At 61.9% G+C, this 18,122-nt stretch carries 20 protein-coding genes; 6 read left to right on the plus strand and 14 right to left on the minus strand.

The window, feature by feature from the left end; all coding sequences use genetic code 11:
• Position 1 precedes the first annotated feature (1 nt).
• Both NKI39_RS22670 and NKI39_RS22675 read left to right on the plus strand, forming a co-directional pair.
• A complete protein-coding gene (locus tag NKI39_RS22670) occupies positions 2-1,186 on the plus strand; it encodes a CaiB/BaiF CoA transferase family protein (RefSeq protein WP_352834536.1) in 1,185 nt (394 codons plus the stop codon).
• 19 nt (positions 1,187-1,205) lie between these two features.
• On the plus strand, positions 1,206-2,057 hold the full coding sequence (locus NKI39_RS22675; RefSeq protein ID WP_352834539.1) for a citryl-CoA lyase: 852 nt from the start codon (positions 1,206-1,208) through the stop codon (positions 2,055-2,057).
• 79 nt (positions 2,058-2,136) lie between these two features.
• Here the strand turns inward: NKI39_RS22675 and NKI39_RS22680 are convergent, their stop codons facing one another.
• The 14 genes from NKI39_RS22680 to NKI39_RS22745 form a co-directional block, all read right to left on the minus strand.
• On the minus strand, positions 2,137-2,646 hold the full coding sequence (locus NKI39_RS22680; protein WP_352834542.1) for an NUDIX hydrolase: 510 nt from the start codon (positions 2,644-2,646) through the stop codon (positions 2,137-2,139).
• Positions 2,647-2,776: 130 nt separating this feature from the next.
• Positions 2,777-3,043 carry a hypothetical protein gene (locus NKI39_RS22685; RefSeq protein WP_352469452.1) on the minus strand — a complete coding sequence of 89 codons (267 nt, stop codon included), beginning with the start codon at positions 3,041-3,043 and terminating at the stop codon, positions 2,777-2,779.
• Positions 3,044-3,203: 160 nt separating this feature from the next.
• On the minus strand, positions 3,204-3,896 hold the full coding sequence (locus NKI39_RS22690; RefSeq protein ID WP_352767058.1) for a response regulator transcription factor: 693 nt from the start codon (positions 3,894-3,896) through the stop codon (positions 3,204-3,206).
• Positions 3,893-6,634 carry a DUF4118 domain-containing protein gene (locus NKI39_RS22695; protein WP_352613023.1) on the minus strand — a complete coding sequence of 914 codons (2,742 nt, stop codon included), beginning with the start codon at positions 6,632-6,634 and terminating at the stop codon, positions 3,893-3,895. The genes NKI39_RS22690 and NKI39_RS22695 overlap by 4 nt, the downstream gene beginning before the upstream one ends.
• A gap of 53 nt (positions 6,635-6,687) precedes the next feature.
• The gene (gene kdpC / locus NKI39_RS22700) at positions 6,688-7,257 is read right to left on the minus strand and encodes a potassium-transporting ATPase subunit KdpC (RefSeq protein ID WP_352469455.1); all 570 of its coding nucleotides are present in this window, start codon (positions 7,255-7,257) and stop codon (positions 6,688-6,690) included.
• Positions 7,258-7,269: 12 nt separating this feature from the next.
• Positions 7,270-9,363, minus strand: a complete 2,094-nt coding sequence (gene kdpB, locus NKI39_RS22705; protein ID WP_352469456.1) for a potassium-transporting ATPase subunit KdpB — start codon at positions 9,361-9,363, stop codon at positions 7,270-7,272.
• Positions 9,360-9,569 (minus strand): hypothetical protein, encoded by a 210-nt coding sequence (locus tag NKI39_RS22710; RefSeq protein ID WP_352502666.1) that lies wholly within the window; start codon positions 9,567-9,569, stop codon positions 9,360-9,362. The genes kdpB and NKI39_RS22710 overlap by 4 nt, the downstream gene beginning before the upstream one ends.
• A 7-nt stretch (positions 9,570-9,576) precedes the next feature.
• Positions 9,577-11,280: a potassium-transporting ATPase subunit KdpA gene (gene kdpA, locus NKI39_RS22715; RefSeq protein ID WP_352767060.1), complete on the minus strand. Its 1,704-nt coding sequence runs from the start codon at positions 11,278-11,280 to the stop codon at positions 9,577-9,579.
• Positions 11,281-11,305: 25 nt separating this feature from the next.
• Entirely contained in the window at positions 11,306-11,395 is a 90-nt protein-coding gene (locus tag NKI39_RS22720; protein WP_023675300.1) for a K(+)-transporting ATPase subunit F, read from the minus strand.
• Positions 11,396-11,728: 333 nt separating this feature from the next.
• The gene (locus tag NKI39_RS22725; RefSeq protein WP_352834545.1) at positions 11,729-13,210 is read right to left on the minus strand and encodes a hypothetical protein; all 1,482 of its coding nucleotides are present in this window, start codon (positions 13,208-13,210) and stop codon (positions 11,729-11,731) included.
• Between the two features lie 107 nt (positions 13,211-13,317).
• Positions 13,318-13,500, minus strand: a complete 183-nt coding sequence (locus NKI39_RS22730) for a hypothetical protein (protein ID WP_352469832.1) — start codon at positions 13,498-13,500, stop codon at positions 13,318-13,320.
• Complete coding sequence (locus NKI39_RS22735) at positions 13,500-13,688, minus strand: DUF3606 domain-containing protein (RefSeq protein ID WP_352502669.1); 189 nt, start codon at positions 13,686-13,688, stop codon at positions 13,500-13,502. Before NKI39_RS22735 ends, NKI39_RS22730 begins: the two co-directional genes overlap by 1 nt.
• Positions 13,689-13,921: 233 nt before the next feature.
• Positions 13,922-14,152 carry a hypothetical protein gene (locus NKI39_RS22740; RefSeq protein ID WP_352469460.1) on the minus strand — a complete coding sequence of 77 codons (231 nt, stop codon included), beginning with the start codon at positions 14,150-14,152 and terminating at the stop codon, positions 13,922-13,924.
• A gap of 372 nt (positions 14,153-14,524) precedes the next feature.
• Positions 14,525-14,959: a DUF3597 domain-containing protein gene (locus NKI39_RS22745; RefSeq protein ID WP_352539401.1), complete on the minus strand. Its 435-nt coding sequence runs from the start codon at positions 14,957-14,959 to the stop codon at positions 14,525-14,527.
• Positions 14,960-15,280: 321 nt separating this feature from the next.
• On the opposite strand from NKI39_RS22745, the gene NKI39_RS22750 reads away from it, so the two are divergent.
• The 4 genes from NKI39_RS22750 (at position 15,281) to NKI39_RS22765 (ending at position 17,840) form a co-directional block, all read left to right on the plus strand.
• Positions 15,281-15,706 (plus strand): cupin domain-containing protein, encoded by a 426-nt coding sequence (locus NKI39_RS22750; RefSeq protein ID WP_352465923.1) that lies wholly within the window; start codon positions 15,281-15,283, stop codon positions 15,704-15,706.
• Between the two features lie 120 nt (positions 15,707-15,826).
• Positions 15,827-16,426 (plus strand): YdeI/OmpD-associated family protein, encoded by a 600-nt coding sequence (locus NKI39_RS22755; RefSeq protein WP_352501935.1) that lies wholly within the window; start codon positions 15,827-15,829, stop codon positions 16,424-16,426.
• A 269-nt stretch (positions 16,427-16,695) separates the two neighbouring features.
• On the plus strand, positions 16,696-17,163 hold the full coding sequence (locus tag NKI39_RS22760; protein WP_352501934.1) for a hypothetical protein: 468 nt from the start codon (positions 16,696-16,698) through the stop codon (positions 17,161-17,163).
• Between the two features lie 269 nt (positions 17,164-17,432).
• The gene (locus tag NKI39_RS22765) at positions 17,433-17,840 is read left to right on the plus strand and encodes a hypothetical protein (RefSeq protein ID WP_352501933.1); all 408 of its coding nucleotides are present in this window, start codon (positions 17,433-17,435) and stop codon (positions 17,838-17,840) included.
• Positions 17,841-18,122: the final 282 nt, after the last annotated feature.

Consider the following 18,122-nt stretch of genomic DNA (forward strand, 5'->3'; position numbering starts at 1 on the left):
CATGACCGACCTGCTTTCCGGCATCCGCGTTCTCGACCTGACCAATGTGCTGGCCGGCCCCTATTGCACCTATCAGCTGGCGTTGCTCGGGGCCGACGTCATCAAGGTCGAGACGCCGCAAGGTGGTGATCTGGCGCGCCAGCTCGGCGCCTCGCCGGAGCTCAACCGGGCGGGCATGGGCGCTTCGTTCCTGGCGCAGAATGCCGGCAAACGCTCGGTGGCGCTCGATCTCAAGCAGGAGGCCGACCGCGAACGCTTCCTCGATCTGGTCGCTTCGGCCGACGCGCTGGTCGAGAATTTCCGCCCCGGCGTAATGGACCGGCTGGGGCTTGGCCATGCCAGGCTGAAGGAGGTCCGGCCAAGCCTTGTCTACTGTGCGATATCGGGCTTCGGCCAGACCGGGCCGATGCGCGACAATCCAGCCTACGACCAGATTATCCAGGGTCTTTCCGGCATCATGAGCATCACCGGTACACCGGAAACGGCGCCGCTGCGTGTCGGCTATCCCGTCGCCGATACGCTTGGCGGGCTGGTCGGAGCCTTCGCCATTACCGCCGCACTGGTCAAGCAGAAGACGACTGGCGAGGGCGCGTTCCTCGACGTGTCGATGCTCGAATGCACGCTTTCTGCGCTCGGCTGGCCGGTGTCGAACTATCTGACGGCGGACGTCGAGCCGCAGCCGATGGGCAATGAAAACATGACGGCCGCACCGTCTGGCGCGTTTCGCACCGGCGACGGCTTGCTCAACATCGCCGCCAACAAGCAAGAGCAGTTCGTCACGCTGTGCCGGTTGATCGGTCGGCCGGAGTTGGCGTCGGATGTCCGCTTTGCCGAGCGCGAAACGCGCAAGCAGAACCGCATTGCATTGAAAGCGCTGATCGAGGATGCCTTGGCGAGCGGCTCGGCCGCCGCCTGGGAGGAGACGTTCAATCGCGCCGGCGTGCCGGCAGGCCGGGTGCTGACAATCCCGCAGGTACTGCAAGAGAGACAAGTGATCGAGCGCGGCATGACGGTACGCTTCCAGGCCGTGTCCGGGATGGCTAGGCCGCTGACCGTGGTGCGCGGCGGCTTCATGGTCGATGGCGAGGCACCTTTGCCGAGCAGGCCGCCGCCGGGGCTGGGCGAGCATATGGACGAAGTTTTTGCCAACCTGCCGCCACGCGCCAAGAAAAGAGCGAAGGCATGAGCGGCACGGAAAAGAAGCCATGAGCGACACGGAAAACAAGGCTGGCCGCGCGCGCGGCGAGGAATGGTGGCAGACCGGCATCATCGAGATGCGCCCCGGCGTCATCCGGCTGCGCGGCTATGAAATCCAGGATCTGATCGGTCGCGTCAGCTTTCCGGCAATGATCTGGCTCATGCTGCGCGGCGAACTGCCGAGCGAGGAGCAGGCGGCGCTGCTCGGCATCGCGCTGGGTGCTGCCGTCGACCATGGGCCGCAGGCGCCGTCGATCGCCATCGCCCGCATGGCGATCACGTGCGGCGTCGGCATCAACAGCGCCATGGCATCTGCCATCAACGTGCTTGGCGATGTGCATGGCGGCGCCGGCGAACAGGCGCTTTCCTTCTACGGCGACATCGCCGCTGAAGTGGACGCCGGCGTGCCCCTCGCGGGCGCCGTGTCGCTGCGGGTTGATCATTTCCTTGCTGGGGAGGACGGTTATGTGCCCGGGCTCGGCCATCGCTTCCACCCGGTCGACCCGCGGGCGCCCCGCCTCATCGAGCTGACCCGTGACTTTGCCGCGCGCGGCGTCGTCAGCGGGCGCTTCGCCGATATCGCCGAGATGGTCGAGGCCGAGGTTTCGCGGCGCAAGGGCAAAAAAATCCCGCTCAATATCGACGGCGCCACGGCCGTCATCTACGGCGAGCTCGGCTTCCCGCCGCCGCTGACGCGGGGCCTTTTCGTGCTGTCGCGCTCCGTCGGCATCCTCGCACATGCATGGGAACAGTCGCAGGAGAGCGAACGCAACAAAGGGCCACTGCCGCGCGAATGGCTGTGGGCCTATACCGGCACGCCGGCGCGGCCTCTGCCCGAGGAAGACGATGGCAGTCAGTGAGGCATCGGTTCAAGAGACGGGGGCGGCGGGCGCTGGAAACCAATTCCATCCCGACACAGTTGGGGCATGCCTCCATCTTCTATTGAGCGGGATCTTTTCCGAACGCCGGACTCTGCTTTTTGGGATTATGCTCCAGTTCGGCAATCCTGATGTTCCTCACCAGCGTCGAAAGATCCGGCTCGTCGATCAGCAACGCCGCGTCGGTCGGCGTCAGCCATGCCCGCTGCCGTCTCTTGGCTTCTTGCCACTTGGCAAGTTCCTCGGTTACCTCAAGCAAATAGACGACGACATCGACGCGAACGAAGCGGTTCGCCAGCCGCTTCCAGTAGTGGTAGGTGCCGGCAGGCTGTTTCAGTGTCTTGCCGAGAACACCGGCTTCTTCCTGTGCTTCGATGGTGGCTGCCTTGCGGCCGCTCTTGCCCTTCATCGGCCAGCCCTTCGGTACGATGAAGCGCCTCGTCGTTCGCGATGTGACCAGCATCACCTCGACATCGGCATGCTCGTTCAGCCGAAAGGGAATCGCCGCGACCTGGCGAACCCCGTCGCCCTTCCTTGCCTTGCGTACAACCTTCTTCTTGCTGGCTGCCATTCGATAATCCAGTCGAATCGGTGCCCAGACGGCAAGGGCAGCGTTGCAAACTCGCCCGCTTTCAATGGGGCGCAGGCGGAGCGGTTTCCCCAGTATATAAGTCGGCTAAATAAATGAAAGGGACCGGTCGTCAGCGGCAGGTGCTGACAAAGCCGCTCCCTGACGGCAGCAACTGGCAAGTTGGCCTCATCTGCGGCACCTCCTGCCGTTGCGGTATTGGGATTTGGCGATCCAGGGCACGGTACTGCTGTTGCTGCTGCTGGTATTGCTGCCGCCGCAGCCTGTTCTCCAACATCTGCAACTGGTCTTGCTGGATCAACACGTTGCGATCGGCGGGACTGCCGACCTGTGCCGATGCAGCAGGATTTACGCCCGACAGCATCGACGCAGTCAGCATTGCCGACCCTAAAAACGTCAATAGACGAAGCCGTGGCATTCGTTCATTCCCGCACAAAACCAATCTTCTTTTAATATAGGGCTTTTGTCCGGCGACGCCATGGCCGCCGCTGATTTGAAGCAGATTGGAAGAGGCATTTCGGCTTCGGATGCTCGTCGCGTCAATCGACTTCGCGCAGCCGGTATCCGACGCCGGTCTCGGTCGTGATATAGCGGGGCTGGTCGGGCGTCTTTTCAATCTTTAGCCTGAGTTGCCGGACATAGACTCTGAGATATTGAACGTCGGTGGAATCGCCCCAGACCTGCTTCAGCAGGAACTGGTGGGTGAGAACCTTGCCGGCGTGCTGCACCAAGGTGCGAAGAATGTCGTATTCTTTCGGCGAGAGCTTTATCTCCTTGTCCTCGACCTTGACGACGCGCTTCACCAGATCGACGGAGAGGTCGCCGGTTTGGAACACCGGTCTCTCACCCTGCTGCTGAAATTTGTGGCGAAGCGCTACGCGGATGCGTGCGACAAGCTCGTTCATACCGAACGGCTTGGTGACATAGTCGTCGGCGCCGAGTTCAAGGGCGGACACGATGCCGGCCTCATCAGTGCGGCTGGAAAGAATAACCACGGGAATGTCCAGGCCATCATCCCGCCATTTGCGCAGCAAATCATGGCCGCTCATGCCGGGGAGGCCGAGATCGAGCAGGACAAGGTCCGGCTTTTCCGTCGCGATGAGTTCAATCGCCGCCCTGGCGTTCGGCGCCTCGCTGATCGCATAGCCTTGGCTGCCAAGCCCGACGCGAAGCAGTTTCCGGATCGGCGGTTCGTCGTCGACCACCAATATCCTGACATCTAGGCTCGTCATGCCAGATCGTCCATATTTTGATGGCCCGTCTCGGGTTCGCCGAGGTTGGGCAGCTCTGTCGGCACCACCTGCATCCTGATGGTGAAAACCGCCCCCGAGCGGTCGGACCTGTTTGCCGCCGAGAGCGTCCCGCCCATCGCTTCGATGAAGCCGCGGCAAATCGACAGGCCGAGCCCGGTGCCGGCACGCACCTGGTCGCCCTTGCGCACACGGTAGAAAGTGTCGAAAACGCGGTCTAGATCCGCTGACGGGATGCCTGGTCCCTCATCCATGATCTGCAGGATGACGAAGCCATTGTCGGCCCAGGCCTGCAGGCGGATCGTCGAACCTGGCGGCGCGTATTTTGCACCATTGTCGAGGAGGTTGAACAGCACCTGTTCGAACAGAACGGGGTCGACCCGCAACATCGGCAGATTCGATGGAATATCGATCTCGGTCTTGTGCTCGCCGACGATTTTGCGGGCCCGACGCAGGGCTGAGCCGACAATGTCGCCGAGATAGTGAAACGCATAGTTCGGCTCCATAGTGCCGGATTCGATCTTGGTCATATCGAGTAGGTTGGCGATGAAGCGGTTAAGCCTCTCCGCTTCATCGAGCACGGTCGACAGCAGTTCCGCCCGGTCCTGCTCGGGAAGTGCGGCCTCGAAGTCCCTGAGTGTTCCGGCTGCGCCCATGATGGCGGCAAGCGGCGTTTTCAAATCGTGGGAAATGGAGGTGAGCAAGGCCGAGCGCAGACGGTCTGCCTCGGCCGCGAGCTTGGCCCGGTCAACATCGGCGACGAGCTGGATGCGTTCGATGGCGACCGCCGCCTGGTCGGCGAGCGCATCGAGCAGACGCTGCTGCTCGGGTGTCAGCAGCGGACCTTGCTTGTCGTTGTCGAGGCCAACGACGCCCACCGCCGTGCGTCCGGTCCGCAGGGGCAGATAGAGGCGCTTTGCTCCGGGCAGCGTGTCGGCGCCGCGCCCGGCGGCGCGGTTATGCTCCCACGCCCAACGGGCTGCTGCGATGTCGGCCTCGGCCAGCGTGTCGTCGGGTGGGTAGCCGGCCTTGACCGCAATCGTGCCGTTCTCCGGCAGAAGCAGCACCACGCGCAGCTTCAGCATCGAGGCGATCTGGAAGGCAGTCGCCCAGAGAACGTCATCAAGCGTCCCAGCGCCGGCGAGCTTCTTTGAGAAGAGATAAATATCTTCTGTGGCGCGTGCCCGCGAGCGCGCGGCGACCGCCTGACGCTGCACGCGCGCTGTTAGATTGCTGCCAATGACCGCAACAACCAGGAAGACAGCCAGCGCAACGATGCTCTCCGGATCCTCGATCGTCAGCGTGTAGCGTGGTTCCAGGAAGAAATAGTTGAAGGCAATGGCGCTGATGAGGCAGGCATACAAAGCCGGCCAGAGACCGCCGGTCACCGCCGACGTCAGGACCCCAATGAGAAAGATGATCGCCAGATTGCGGACGTCGAGAAACTGGTCGAGAAGGACGGCGAAGGCGAGCGAGCCAACAACATAGGCCGTGGCCCTGAGATAGGGCCAGATCTCGAACTGCCACTGCTCGTCCGCCGCCTTGACGGTCCTCGAAGTCGCCTCGGCGTTGCGTTCGTTTCCCGAAATGACATGGACGCTGATGTCGCCGGCATTGCGGATGAGATCATAAGTGAGCGAGCCTTCGATCAATTCCCGCCAACGCGATCGGGTCGGCCTGCCGATCACGATATGGGTGAAGTTGTTCGCCGTCGCATGCCGAACGATGTCTTGCGCGACGTTCTGACCCGGAATGGTCGTCACCTCGGCACCGAGCTGCTCGGCAAGGCGCAGCTGCGTCGCCAGCCGATCCTTGTCCTCCTCGGGCATGGCCGCTGAATGAGGGGTATCGACATGAAGCGCCGTCCAAGGGGCGCGGAGCCGGTCGGCCAACCTCCGCGCATAGCGTACACGGGCCGCCCCGCCCGGACGCGCATCGACGCAGACGAGAACCCTTTCCCCCGCCGCCCAAGGCCCGGGTATCGCGTGGGCCCGCATGTGGGTCAGCAACTGCTCGTCGACCCGCTGGGCAGTGCGGCGGAGCGCCAATTCCCGGAGCGCCGTCAGATTGCCCGGCGAGAAATAGTTCTCGATGGCGCGCTGGGCGGTGCTGGGGATGTAGACCTTGCCTTCCTCAAGCCGTTTGATCAGATCGTCGGGGGTGAGGTCGATGATCTCGATGTCGTCGGCCTGGTCGATTATGGAGTCGGGGACAGTTTCCCGCACCCTGACGCGGGTGATCTGCGCCACGACATCGTTCAGGCTCTCGACGTGCTGGATATTCAGCGTCGTGTAGACATCGATGCCGTGCGTCAGGATTTCCTGGACGTCGAGATAGCGCTTGGGGTGACGGCTGCCGGCGACGTTGGTGTGGGCGAGTTCGTCTACCAGAACTAGCGCCGGGTGCCGGGCGAGGATGGCGTCGAGATTCATCTCCTCAAGGATCCGCCCCTTGTAATCGATCTCAAGGCGAGGAATGACCTCGTAGCCTTCGACCAGCGTCTGGGTTTCCTTGCGGCCGTGCGTCTCGACGATGCCGATCACCACGTCGACCCCGTCGGCCAGCCTGGCGCGGCCCGACATCAGCATCTCGTAGGTCTTGCCGACACCGGGGGCGGCGCCGAGAAATATCCTCAGGCGGCCGCGCTCCTCCCGCTCGGCATGCTCGAGCAGCGCGTCGGGAGAGGGCCTGGTTTCGGCGGTGCGTCTGTCGTCTGGCATACGGGTCAATCATGAACGGCGCCGGCTTCGGTGTCGATCCCGGCGCCGGTCCTTCACTGTTTCATGGCATCGTCCAGCGCAAGGTTGAGGGCCAGCACATTGACTACCGGCTCGCCGATGAATCCCAATTCGCGATCTTCGACATGGCTGTCGACAAGCGATTTGATCCTGGATTCATCGACGCCCCTGGCCTTGGCCACCCTGGCAACCTGAAAATAGGCCGCATCGGGGCTCATATGCGGATCGAGGCCGCTGCCGGACGTGGTGACCAGATTCATCGGTACCGGCTGGCTCGGGTTTTCGGCTCTCAGCTTTTCGGCGTCGCTCTTGATCCTGTCGATGAGCTTCGGGTTGGTCGGGCCGAGATTCGAGCCGCCCGAGGCGGCGGCATTGTAGCCGTCGCCGGCAGCCGAAGGGCGGCCATGGAAGTAGCGGTCGCTTTCGAAAGCCTGGCCGATCAGCTCGGAACCGACGAGCTTGCCGTCCTTCTCGATCAGGCTGCCATTGGCCTGGCGCGAAAACAGCGCCTGGGCAATGCCGGTCATGCCGATCGGATAGACCAAACCCGTCAGAATGGTGAAGAAGACGATCATGACGATCGCGGGCCTGATTTGATTGAGCATCGACGTGGTTCCTTAGGCGAGACCGAGAGCGGTGATGGCCATGTCGATCATCTTGATGCCAACGAAGGGCACTACGACGCCGCCAAGGCCATAGACAATGAGATTGCGGCTGAGCAGCGCACCGGCGCCGACCGCGCGGTATTTGACGCCCCTCAGCGACAGCGGGATCAGCGCAATGATGATCAGCGCGTTGAAGATGATGGCCGAGAGGATAGCGCTCTGCGGCGTCGCCAGATGCATGACATTGAGCGCTTGCAGCGGCCCGGCGGTCTGGCCCGGGGCGATGTAGAAGACGGCGAATATTGCCGGGATGATGGCAAAATACTTGGCCACGTCGTTGGCGATGGAGAAGGTGGTCAGCGAGCCACGCGTCATCAGCAGCGCCTTGCCGATTTCGACGATCTCGATCAGCTTGGTCGGATCGCTGTCGAGATCGACCATGTTGCCGGCCTCGCGCGCCGCGACCGTGCCGGTGTTCATGGCAACGCCGACATCGGCCTGCGCAAGGGCCGGCGCATCGTTGGTGCCATCGCCGCACATCGCGACCAGTTTGCCTTTGGCCTGCTCGTCGCGGATCAGCTTCAACTTGTCCTCGGGCGTCGCCTGGGCAAGGAAGTCGTCGACGCCGGCTTCCGCCGCGATCGCCGCCGCGGTCATCGGATTATCGCCGGTGATCATCACCGTGCGGATGCCCATGCGGCGCAATTCGGCAAAGCGTTCTGCGATGCCGCCCTTGACGATGTCCTTCAGATGGACGACGCCGAGCAGGCGCCCGTCGCGCTCGACCGCGAGTGGAGTGCCACCCGATTTGGCGATCTCGTCGGCGATCGCCTGAAGGTCGCGGACGGTGTCGCTGCCGGGGCGCGTACTGCCTGTGGCAACGGTCGAGAGGTTGACGTGGGCAAGTACCGCATCGACTGCGCCCTTGCGGACTGAGGAGCCTTCCAGATCGACACCGCTCATGCGGGTTTGCGCGGTGAAGGGCACGAAAGTCGCGTGCAGGCTTGCCATGTCGCGGGCGCGGATAGCGTATTTTTCCTTCGCCAGGACGACGATCGAGCGGCCTTCCGGCGTTTCGTCGGCAAGCGAGGCAAGCTGAGCCGCGTCGGCCAGTTCCTGTTCGGTGACGCCCTTGACCGGACGAAATGCCGTCGCCTGACGGTTGCCCAGCGTGATGGTTCCGGTCTTGTCGAGCAGCAGCGTGTCGACATCGCCGGCCGCCTCGACGGCGCGGCCCGACATGGCGAGCACGTTGAAGCGCACCAGGCGGTCCATGCCGGCAATGCCGATAGCCGACAGCAGGGCGCCAATTGTGGTCGGGATCAGGGTAACGAACAGGGCGACCAGCACGGTCACCGAGATATAGCCGCCCGAATACGAGGCGAAGCTCGGGATCGTCGCCGTCGCCAGCACGAAGATCAGCGTCATGCCGACGAGCAGGATGTTGAGCGCGATCTCGTTGGGTGTCTTCTGGCGCTCGGCGCCCTCGACCAGCGAGATCATGCGGTCGAGGAACGTATGACCGGCAGCCGCAGTGATGCGCACGCGGATCCAGTCGGACAAGACCTGCGTGCCGCCGGTCACCGCCGAACGATCGCCTCCGGATTCGCGGATGACCGGTGCGGATTCGCCGGTGATGGCCGCCTCGTTGACCGACGCCACGCCTTCGACCACCTCGCCGTCCGAGGGGATGATGTCGCCGGCTTCGACAAGCACGATGTCGCCGACCTTCAGGCTGGTGCCGGGCACCAGTTTGAACTTGCTGCGGTCGCCACCGTTCAACAGCTTGGCCTGCGTCTCGGTTCGCGCCCGACGCAGCGAGTCAGCTTGCGCCTTGCCGCGGCCTTCGGCCACCGCTTCGGCGAAATTGGCGAAGAGCACGGTGAACCACAGCCAGATGATGATCTGCAGCGTGAAGCCAAGATCGCCGCCGCTGGTAACGAGATCCTTGACGAACAGCACGGTGGTGAGCGCCGAGACGACGGCGACGACGAACATCACCGGGTTTCGCATCAAGATGCGCGGGTTCAGTTTTCTGAAGGAACCGCCGATAGCGGGCCACAGAATGCGGGTATCCATGATGCTCACGGATTTCGACGGGCTCATTTGGTAGCTCCAGTGTCGATGTTGTTGACCGGTCGATCGTGTGCCGAACGAAGGTGCGGCGGCCCATAAGCCAGCAGCCAGATCATGATCAAGGCTGCCGCAATAGCGAGGAATGTGGACAGCGTCGGGAAAGGAGGGGGCGTTTTCTCCCCCTCCGGCTCGGGGCGATGCCCGACCTTTCGAGGTATGATCTTGAACCAGGGCATGGCCGTTTCAGAATGTCTGACCATGAATCATCGCCAGGTGCTCGACGATCGGTCCGACCGCCAGAGCCGGGAAGAAGGTCAGGCCGCCGACGATCAGGATGACACCGGCCAGCAGTCCGACGAACAGCGGACCATCGGTCGGGAAGGTGCCGGCGGAGGCAGGGACGGTCTTCTTCGCAACCAGCGAGCCAGCAATCGCCAACGCCGGAATAATGACCAGGAACCGGCCCATCAGCATGCCGATGCCGAGCGTTACGTTGTACCAGGGCGTGTTGCCGCTGAGGCCGCCAAAGGCGGAGCCATTGTTCGCCGCGGCCGAGGTGTAGGCATAGAGAACCTCGGAGAAGCCATGCGGGCCGGCATTGGCGATGGAAGCAACGCCGGTCGGCAGCACCACCGCGATAGCAGTGAAGATCAGCATTGCAAGCGGCAGGCAGAGCACGGCCAGCATAGCCATCTTGACCTCCTTGGCCTCGATCTTCTTGCCGAGATATTCGGGCGTGCGTCCGACCATCAGCCCGGCGACGAAAACGGCAATGACGATGAACATCAGGATACCGTAGAAGCCGGCGCCGACGCCGCCGACAATGACCTCGCCGAGCTGCATGTTGATGATGGGGATCATGCCGCCGAGTGCGGTGAAGCTGTCATGCATGGCGTTGACGGCGCCGCAGGATGCGGCCGTGGTGATGACGGCAAACAGTGCCGACAGGGCGATGCCGAAGCGGCTCTCCTTGCCCTCCATGTTGCCGCCGTCGACACCCAGCGCATGAACAAGCGGATTGCCGGCGGCTTCCGCCCAGTAGCAGACGGCAACGCCAGCGATGAACAGCACGCCCATCGCCGACAGAATTGCCCAGCCCTGGCGCTGGTTGCCTACCATGCGGCCGAAGACATTGGTCAGCGCCGCGCCGAGGGCAAAGATCGTCACCATCTGGATCAGGTTCGAGATCGCGTCGGGATTTTCGAACGGGTGCGCGGCATTGGCGTTGAAGAAACCGCCGCCGTTGGTGCCGAGCATCTTGATGGCAACCTGGGAAGCGACCGGCCCGACCGCGATAGTCTGTTGCGCGCCTTCGAGCGTCGTCGCGTTGACGTAGGCAGCGAACGTTTGCGGCATGCCGAGATAGACATAGACAAGAGTCAACACGATGCAAAAGGGCAAAAGCAGGTAGAGCGTGCCGCGGGTCATATCGACCCAGAAATTGCCGATCGATTTGCCTGAGGCTCTAGCAAAGCCGCGGATCAATGCGACCGCAATGGCGACGCCAGTCGCCGCCGACAGAAAATTCTGTACGGTCAAGCCGGCCATCTGCACGAGATAGGACATCGTGCTTTCGCCGCCGTAGTTCTGCCAGTTGGTGTTGGTCATGAAGCTGGCGGCGGTGTTGAAGGCCAGCCCAGGTTCGACGGCGGTCATGCCGGCCGGATTGTAGGGCAGGCCGCCTTGCAGCCGTTGCAGCAAATAGAGCACCAGGAAGCCGGCCAGGTTAAAGAACAGCAGGGCCGCCGCATAGGAGGTCCAGTGCTGCTCCTCGCGCTCGCTGGTCCCTGATATGCGGTAGAGCCCGCGCTCGAGCGGGGCCAGAATTGACGACAGGAATGTGCGCTCGCCGCTGAAAACGCGATGCATGTAGCCGCCGAGCGGCTTGGCCAGCAGAACGACGATCCCGCAATAGACGAGGATCTGCAGCCATCCGTTGATTGTCATGGGTTTGGCGCCTTGCCAGTGGAGATCAGAAGCGTTCCGGGCGAACGAGGGCGTATGTCAGGTAGGCGAGAAGAAACAAGGTCACGGCGCCGCCGAGGATATAGTCGAAAAGCATGTTATGATCACCTAAACTTACAGCTTGTCGCAAGCGTTGATATAGCCGAAGCATAGAGCAAAGAACGCGATTCCAATCGCGACAACAAATATGTCCATAATGCATTTTCCTATATCGTGTTTGTTCTTTTAATTTGGACAAAACTGCCCAACCCGTCGCCGCATCATATCGGCGGCTGGATACATCGCTCCGGCGAATATGGATCAAAGTGCCATAAAGGTTCGAGACGGAACGCGGAGCAAAGAAATCAAAATCCCATAAGGATTTCGCCGCCTCGGCGCTGGCCGAAGCTTCAGGAGGGAGGTGCGCACCGGCGCGCGAAGCTGCCGGGGCTCAGTCCGCGCGGGTGTAGATCACCGCGTAATCGTCCGCATAGGCCCGCTTCCAGCCCAGTTCGTCGAAGAACGGAATGCGGCTGTCGTCGGCGGTCAACAACGCCCAGCCTATCGTATATTTGTCGAGTTGGGCTTTCAGGATCGGCTTGCCCCGGCTGTGCCCCGTCTGCTCGTCCGTTTCCGTAAAGCCATTCAGGAAGAGCTGATCCGCGCGGCCGTCGATAAACGTCCTGATGCCATGGAAAATCAGCGTGCCGCCGAAATCGTAGGAGTTCAGCAGATTGCCCGACAGATTATGGGTTTGGGCAAAGGCCAGTGCGTCCCTCGCCGAGGTCTTCTGGCTCGGCGCGACCGGATAGCTCGTCAAGGCGGCAGCCGCCAAAACCAGCAAAACGGCAAGTCCAGCACAAATCCTGGAAAATTGCCGTGCGAAAAATTGTTCAAGTCCGTCACGCTTTTCCGCCGCCCATTTCTCGGCTGAAAGCGCTGGATATTGTTGCGCGACCTCGACGGCAAGGACCACCGGCACGAGAAGAAAGAACAGGTACATGAACCGTATGTGGGTGAGATAGACGTGCAACGTGAAGACAAGGAACAGCGCCTTGGCCCAGCCAATGCGCAATCTCGACACGAGCAGCCCGAAAAGCGCCACCAGCAGGGCCACCTCCTGGAGGGTGTGCCGCGCGGCGTCGAAGGGCTGCCACTCCGCAATGTAAGGCACCGCCTCATTGCCATAGGCCACGGTGAATGTGGCGAGTATGGCTTTGACGCCATAGGGATTGAGCAGGCTGACCAGCGGGCAAAGCAGCCCGAAAGCGATCCACTTGGCCAGCAGCCGGGGGTTCGACAAGCGTGTGCGCATGACGAGATCGAGGCCGGCGAAGGCGGCGATGACGAAACCGAAGGTGAAGGTGGCATGGAGATTGGCCCACAGGCAAAGCAGCGCCAGCAGCCATAAGGGCGGTGCTTTCTCGTTGCGTGCGGCCTGGAAAAGACCGGCGGTCCAGACGACGATGATGGGCAAGGTAAAGATGTGCGGCCGGGCGACATAGATTGGCCCGATCAAGAGCGCGAGAACCAGCGTCAGTCCTATCGCCAGCGTCGGCTTCAACCACGCGCTGAGATACCACGACGTCAAGAAGGCCGTAAGCGCGATTACTGCAGTCGCCAGCAGCACCACGCCGTTCCAGCCGCCGGCTTGAAAGGCAATTGCAAGGAGGACCTGGCTAAGCCATTCCTTGGCGATCCATGGCTGGCCGGCAAAAGTATAGGAATAGATGTCGACGGTGGGGAATGTGCGGCGTGCCAGCATATCCATGCCGACCTTGATGTGCCACCAGCTATCGGGATCCTGCAGGAGGGAGTGGGCAAAGGCGAGGAGCGCCGCCGCCATCACGACCGCCGCCACCAGGCAAAACATCAGCCTCACATGCCGTATGTCGTCTATCGACGGCCTCGCCCCACCAGATATCCCGCGCATATGGCATCCCTGAGCCGCGATAGCGGAAGGGATAGGCCGAATTTGTTAGAAAACCGATAAGCCGCAGGATCGCGGCCCCATGCCGCGCGTCCAACCGGCTGGGCGGCTCAGCCCTCGGCCTTGAAGTTCTTGGCTTCCTTCTCGACCTTCGGGCTGTCCTTGCCGTGCTTGCGCATCAGATCCTTCGCCTGCTTCGGCGAAACGTCGGTGGTTTCGGCCAGGCGCAGAGCCTCCTTTTCGTCCAGATCGCGCGTCTTGCGGTCGGCCATTGCGGTTTTCTTGTCAGCCATTACGACGCTCTTATGCTCTCGGCGATTTCGTTCAGCACCTTGCGGTCGGTGCCGTGGCGCTTGATCAGCGTGCGCGCCTGCTCAGGGGTAATGCCCGCTTCCTCGGCGAAGTGACGTACCTCGTAGTCTTCGCCGCCCGCCACTCGTGAGCGGTCGCGACTGTCGGTCTTGGTTTTGTCGTCGGCCATGGCAGCTCTCCTCATCTCAACGAGAGCATAACGGGCAAGATTTCAGCGAGTTCCTTCGAGCGTGTCGCCCAACTACCGGCTTCGGGCATGACCCGGCATGAGCAGCGGTTTTGCTCAAAGCAATGGCTTGGTGCCAGGCCGACCTTCACGCACAAACAGGCCGGCCTCTTTGGCGGCGCTGCCACCGCCCGCCACTGCTCCTGGGCGCAGCCTGATGTTCGTTCCAGATTGTTTTAATGGGAGCGATGGTCGAACACGACGCCCATGGTCCTACCAACCGCCGTCATGACGATAAGCTCGACCAGATCGTCGTCACTGTTGCCGCAGGCCGGAGCCGTCCTGCGAACGATGTCCAGCATCGCCCTCGTCGATATGGTGTCGCCGGCACCGAACCGTGAAAGCGCAGATGAAACAAGCTCTTGGGCTGTCAAGTCGGCGACCGTCACCCGCTTCACCACGTTCATTGGCTTCCTCCCACCATGAACCCTCTCCCGAGAGAATGATACGCCGAACGTCGCGTTTCGCCAGCAAAATGGTGGTCCTACCAGCGCGTGGGCAGCGACCGAAATCGTCGGTTTTGCGGGAGGCAATCCGGGCGCGAGGGCAGCGCTTTTGTGCCATGCGACTTCGCCATGGACCCAATCCCGGCGGCCGGGATCGGTCTCAGTTTTATTTACGGGCAGTCTGATGCTTGGCAGTGTGGTCTGCTCGGTTGCGGCCGAAGCCGGCGCAGCAAGAACCACGGTGCGGGCAGAACCGGTCTGTCTTTTTTGTTTGACGCAATTCCGGACGGAAAACCGTTCACACGTTTTCCTGGAATTGCTTGTCTTGTGACTCTAGGCGGCCAGGTCGCTCGGAAGCTTGCCGCCGTTCTCGGCCAGCTTTTTCATCAGTGCGTCGTGCAGCCACAGATTCATCGTTACAGTGTCGTTCATATCGCCGGTGTAGTTCAGCTCGTGGGCAAGCTCCTTGCGGGCGCCGAGGCTGCTGTCGATATTCAGAGCCTTCATCAGGTCGACGATCGAATTCTTCCAGTTGAGTTTCTGCCCCCTCGCGGCCACCGCCTTGTCGAGAATGGCAGCGATGTCAGGGGCAGAGGACGGCGCGGCCGGCGCGGCCGGAGCCGGGGTTGCAGCCGGGGCGGATCGGGTAGGCGCCGTCGGCTGGGTGGCCGTGCTCGAAGCAGGCGCGGGAGACGGTTGCGCCGGCGGCGCTTCGCCCGCAACCGCGTTTCCGAAAATCGCACCTTTGATACTGTCGAAAATGCCCATTGCTATCTCCTGTATTGGCTCGACGGTGTGTTGCCCTGACGGTCGGTGAGGCGACCGTTGCCGAATGCCGCATTGAGCGCCCTGGTTGTACCGGACCACGAACGCAACGCAGGGGCAACTCAAAACTGACTAAAAGGTAAAGGCTTGGTTGCATTGGGGTATCGGCTCACTGATCCGGCCCGAGAGTAGAATAGGTCGGATCGCGGCCCGACAAATCGTCACGCGCAATGCACGAGGGAACGGTCAGCAGCCAGTTTTGCTGACGCAGACCAGAAAAATCATCTAGATTCGTGTTCGCAATTCGCTGAGAGGAACGAAGCCATGACAGCAGTCGTCGCATCCGACAGGCTCGAACGTTCGCTGGTTTGGGCAGAGGACGATCCGTCGGTCAAATGGGCCGGCGCTTTCGCGGTTTACGGCGGGCACGGCACCACCCAGTCCTCGGTCATTGTCTACGAGATCGAGCCCGGCAAGCGGCTCGGCTGGCACAGCGACGCCACCGAAGAGACGCAATACATCATCGCCGGCACCGGCGAGCTACACATTGAGGGCGGCACCACCCACCCGGTCGGGCCGGGCAGCGTCCTGGTACTTCCGACGCCGGTCAGGCACGACCTCGTCAACACCGGCACCGAAACCCTGCGCGCCGTCGCTTTCTTTGCGGCGGCGATGTTCACGCAGACATTCGACAACGTCATGCTGCCGCCGAAATCCCATGTCCTCGGAACGCCCAATCGTGCGGGCTGAATGCGTGCCGGCGAGAATCACCAGGCCTGCGGATTGCGAACTCGGAGCTGAGGTGAGCGCGCGCGCGGCCGGCAAGCGGTTTGGCGTCGTTACGCGCTCGCGTCATGGGCGGACCGGCTGATGGCGCCCGTCAAGGTCGACCCCGCCAAGGTGCGCGAGTTCAGGGATGCCGAAAGCTTCCATGCCTGGCTTGGCGAGCATCACGACAGCGAGGACGAAGTCTGGATCAAGATCCATAAGCTCGATTCGGGACTGCCGTCGATCACGCCGAAGCAAGCCATCGACGCGGCGTTGTGCTGGGGCTGGATCGATGCAGTGCGCAAGGCCTTGGACGGCAAAAGCTACCTGCAGCGCTACACCCCGCGCGGCAGGAAGAGCACCTGGAGCCAGATCAATGTCGACAATGTCGCCCGGCTGATCGAGGAGGGCCGGATGACCGAGCACGGGCTGAGGCAGGTCGATGCGGCCAAGGCCGACGGCCGCTGGGCGCGCGCCTACAAGAGCGGCAAGGAGATGAAGATCCCCGACGACCTCCAGGCGGCAATAGACGCCGAGCCCACGGCGAAAGAGATGCTGGCAAAGCTCAGCGGGCAAAACCGCTTCGCACTCGCCTTCCGCATCCACAACATGAAAACCGAAGCCGGACGCAAGAAGAAGATCGCGGCGTTCGTGGAGATGCTGAAGCGCGGCGAGACGATCTATCCGCAGGGCAGAAAGTAACATTTGACGAGGCGTGCCGGCGCGCTGCGTCTTGTGCTTGTCCCTGTCGGCGAGCCTCGAATGCGGCCGGATCGCTGCTCAGGCCCACCTTCGATCCAGGCGATGTCGCCGACGATTTGTTTTCGACGAGCGTCGCCCGGCACTTCGACACCAGCTCTCATTCGTTTAGTTGATGCAGGAAAAAGTCTCGTTCTCACAGTCGGCATGGTATATTAGCAGGCGCTGTTATGAGGTTTTTGCCCGTTCAGGAGCCGACTGGCACGTGGGCCGTGTTTGATGCGACCGTGGATGTGCCTGCGGATTTTGCTGGCAGTTGCCTTATCGGCTTGCCGCGGGAGCGGGCGGAGTGGCTCGCAGCAAGAGCCAATCAAGATGCTGCAAAAGGCACTTCGATTTGCCGGTTGTCAGCTGCCGGATCGGCACAAGCCGCGGTTCTTAGACTTAGACCGATAGGAGAGATTTCGATGATGCAAGAAAGGGTAATGGCGGCTGCGTTGGCAGCCAGGAATCAGGAAGCGGATATTCGTGGTGTCTTCGATATCACCAACAAAACCGATGCGCCAATTGGCCCCCGCCGATTGGGCGAGGCTATCCACTTTGTCGCCAATGCACCTATCGTTGGCTATGATGTTCACGCCGCCGTCATCAGATATGGCCCAGTCGGAACCCCCAGCCTCAGAGCAACAGATTGCGCACAGCTGTGGGAGAAGTTCGGCGAGGCCTTGCTGCAACACTGACGGGCAGATCTTTGGCGCGTATGGCACCACCATCGTGCAGGACACTTCCCTGGCGAGAACGACATGCAAGCCTGGCCGGTAATGTTGCAATTAAATTAGCGTGAGTGCATATTTTTTGCTGGCTGGACTCGCAACCGGCCAGGCCCGGCGGCCGGCCGCCAACGGGCTGTCAGGCCGGCGACAAATGGCTCCGCAGGCCCGACGGTCCCTTGGCAAGATCGCCGGAACCACAGCATGATGCGGCGGCAAAACGGGTTTGGGAGAATGATATGCCTAAGGTTTCGGAACTCTTTTTCAAGACAGCCATCATCTTTCTTATTCTGGGAATTGCAGCTGGCCTGCAGATGGCAATTTCAGGCGATCACGGCGCGTTTCCGGCTCACGCGCACATCAACCTGCTGGGGTGGGTCACCAGTGCAATATTCGGCGGCTATTATGCGCTGAACCCGGCGAAGGCTGCCCGCAGGAGCGCGATGATCCACTATGGCGTCTACAATCTCGGCCTGGTCGTGATGCTGCCGGCGCTTTACCTGATGCTGCAGGGAAATCCGGCGCTCGAGCCGATCGTCGCCACCGGCTCAATGATTGTCGCTGCCGCCGTGCTGATCTTTGCCTTCGTGGTTTTTTCCGCCGAAACAGAGCGCTCGGTCTCGGGAATACAAGCGGTCCCGCGCTAGACGGGGCGGCGACGGTGCCGAGTCGACCAAGCCCGTGCTTCTGGTGAAGCGCGGGCCGATCGGTTGTAGGCTGATCTGAGGTAAGAGTGCGGCGAAGATGAAAGCCGCTCGCGCCCCCCTCTGCCTGCCTCAAGATACTGCATCGCAGCTGCAGTCGCCGTCCAGTGTCCCTTCAGACTCGGCGAGCCGGTGAGTGCGCGGCCTGAGACATAGGTGACGTTTTGTACCGGACACATGGGTAACACTTTTGGCTTTTGGCCGGAGGTGTTGATGCCGTGGAGA

It is taken from the genome of Mesorhizobium sp. M0664 (assembly GCF_040320565.1).
Taxonomy (GTDB): Bacteria; Pseudomonadota; Alphaproteobacteria; order Rhizobiales; family Rhizobiaceae; genus Mesorhizobium.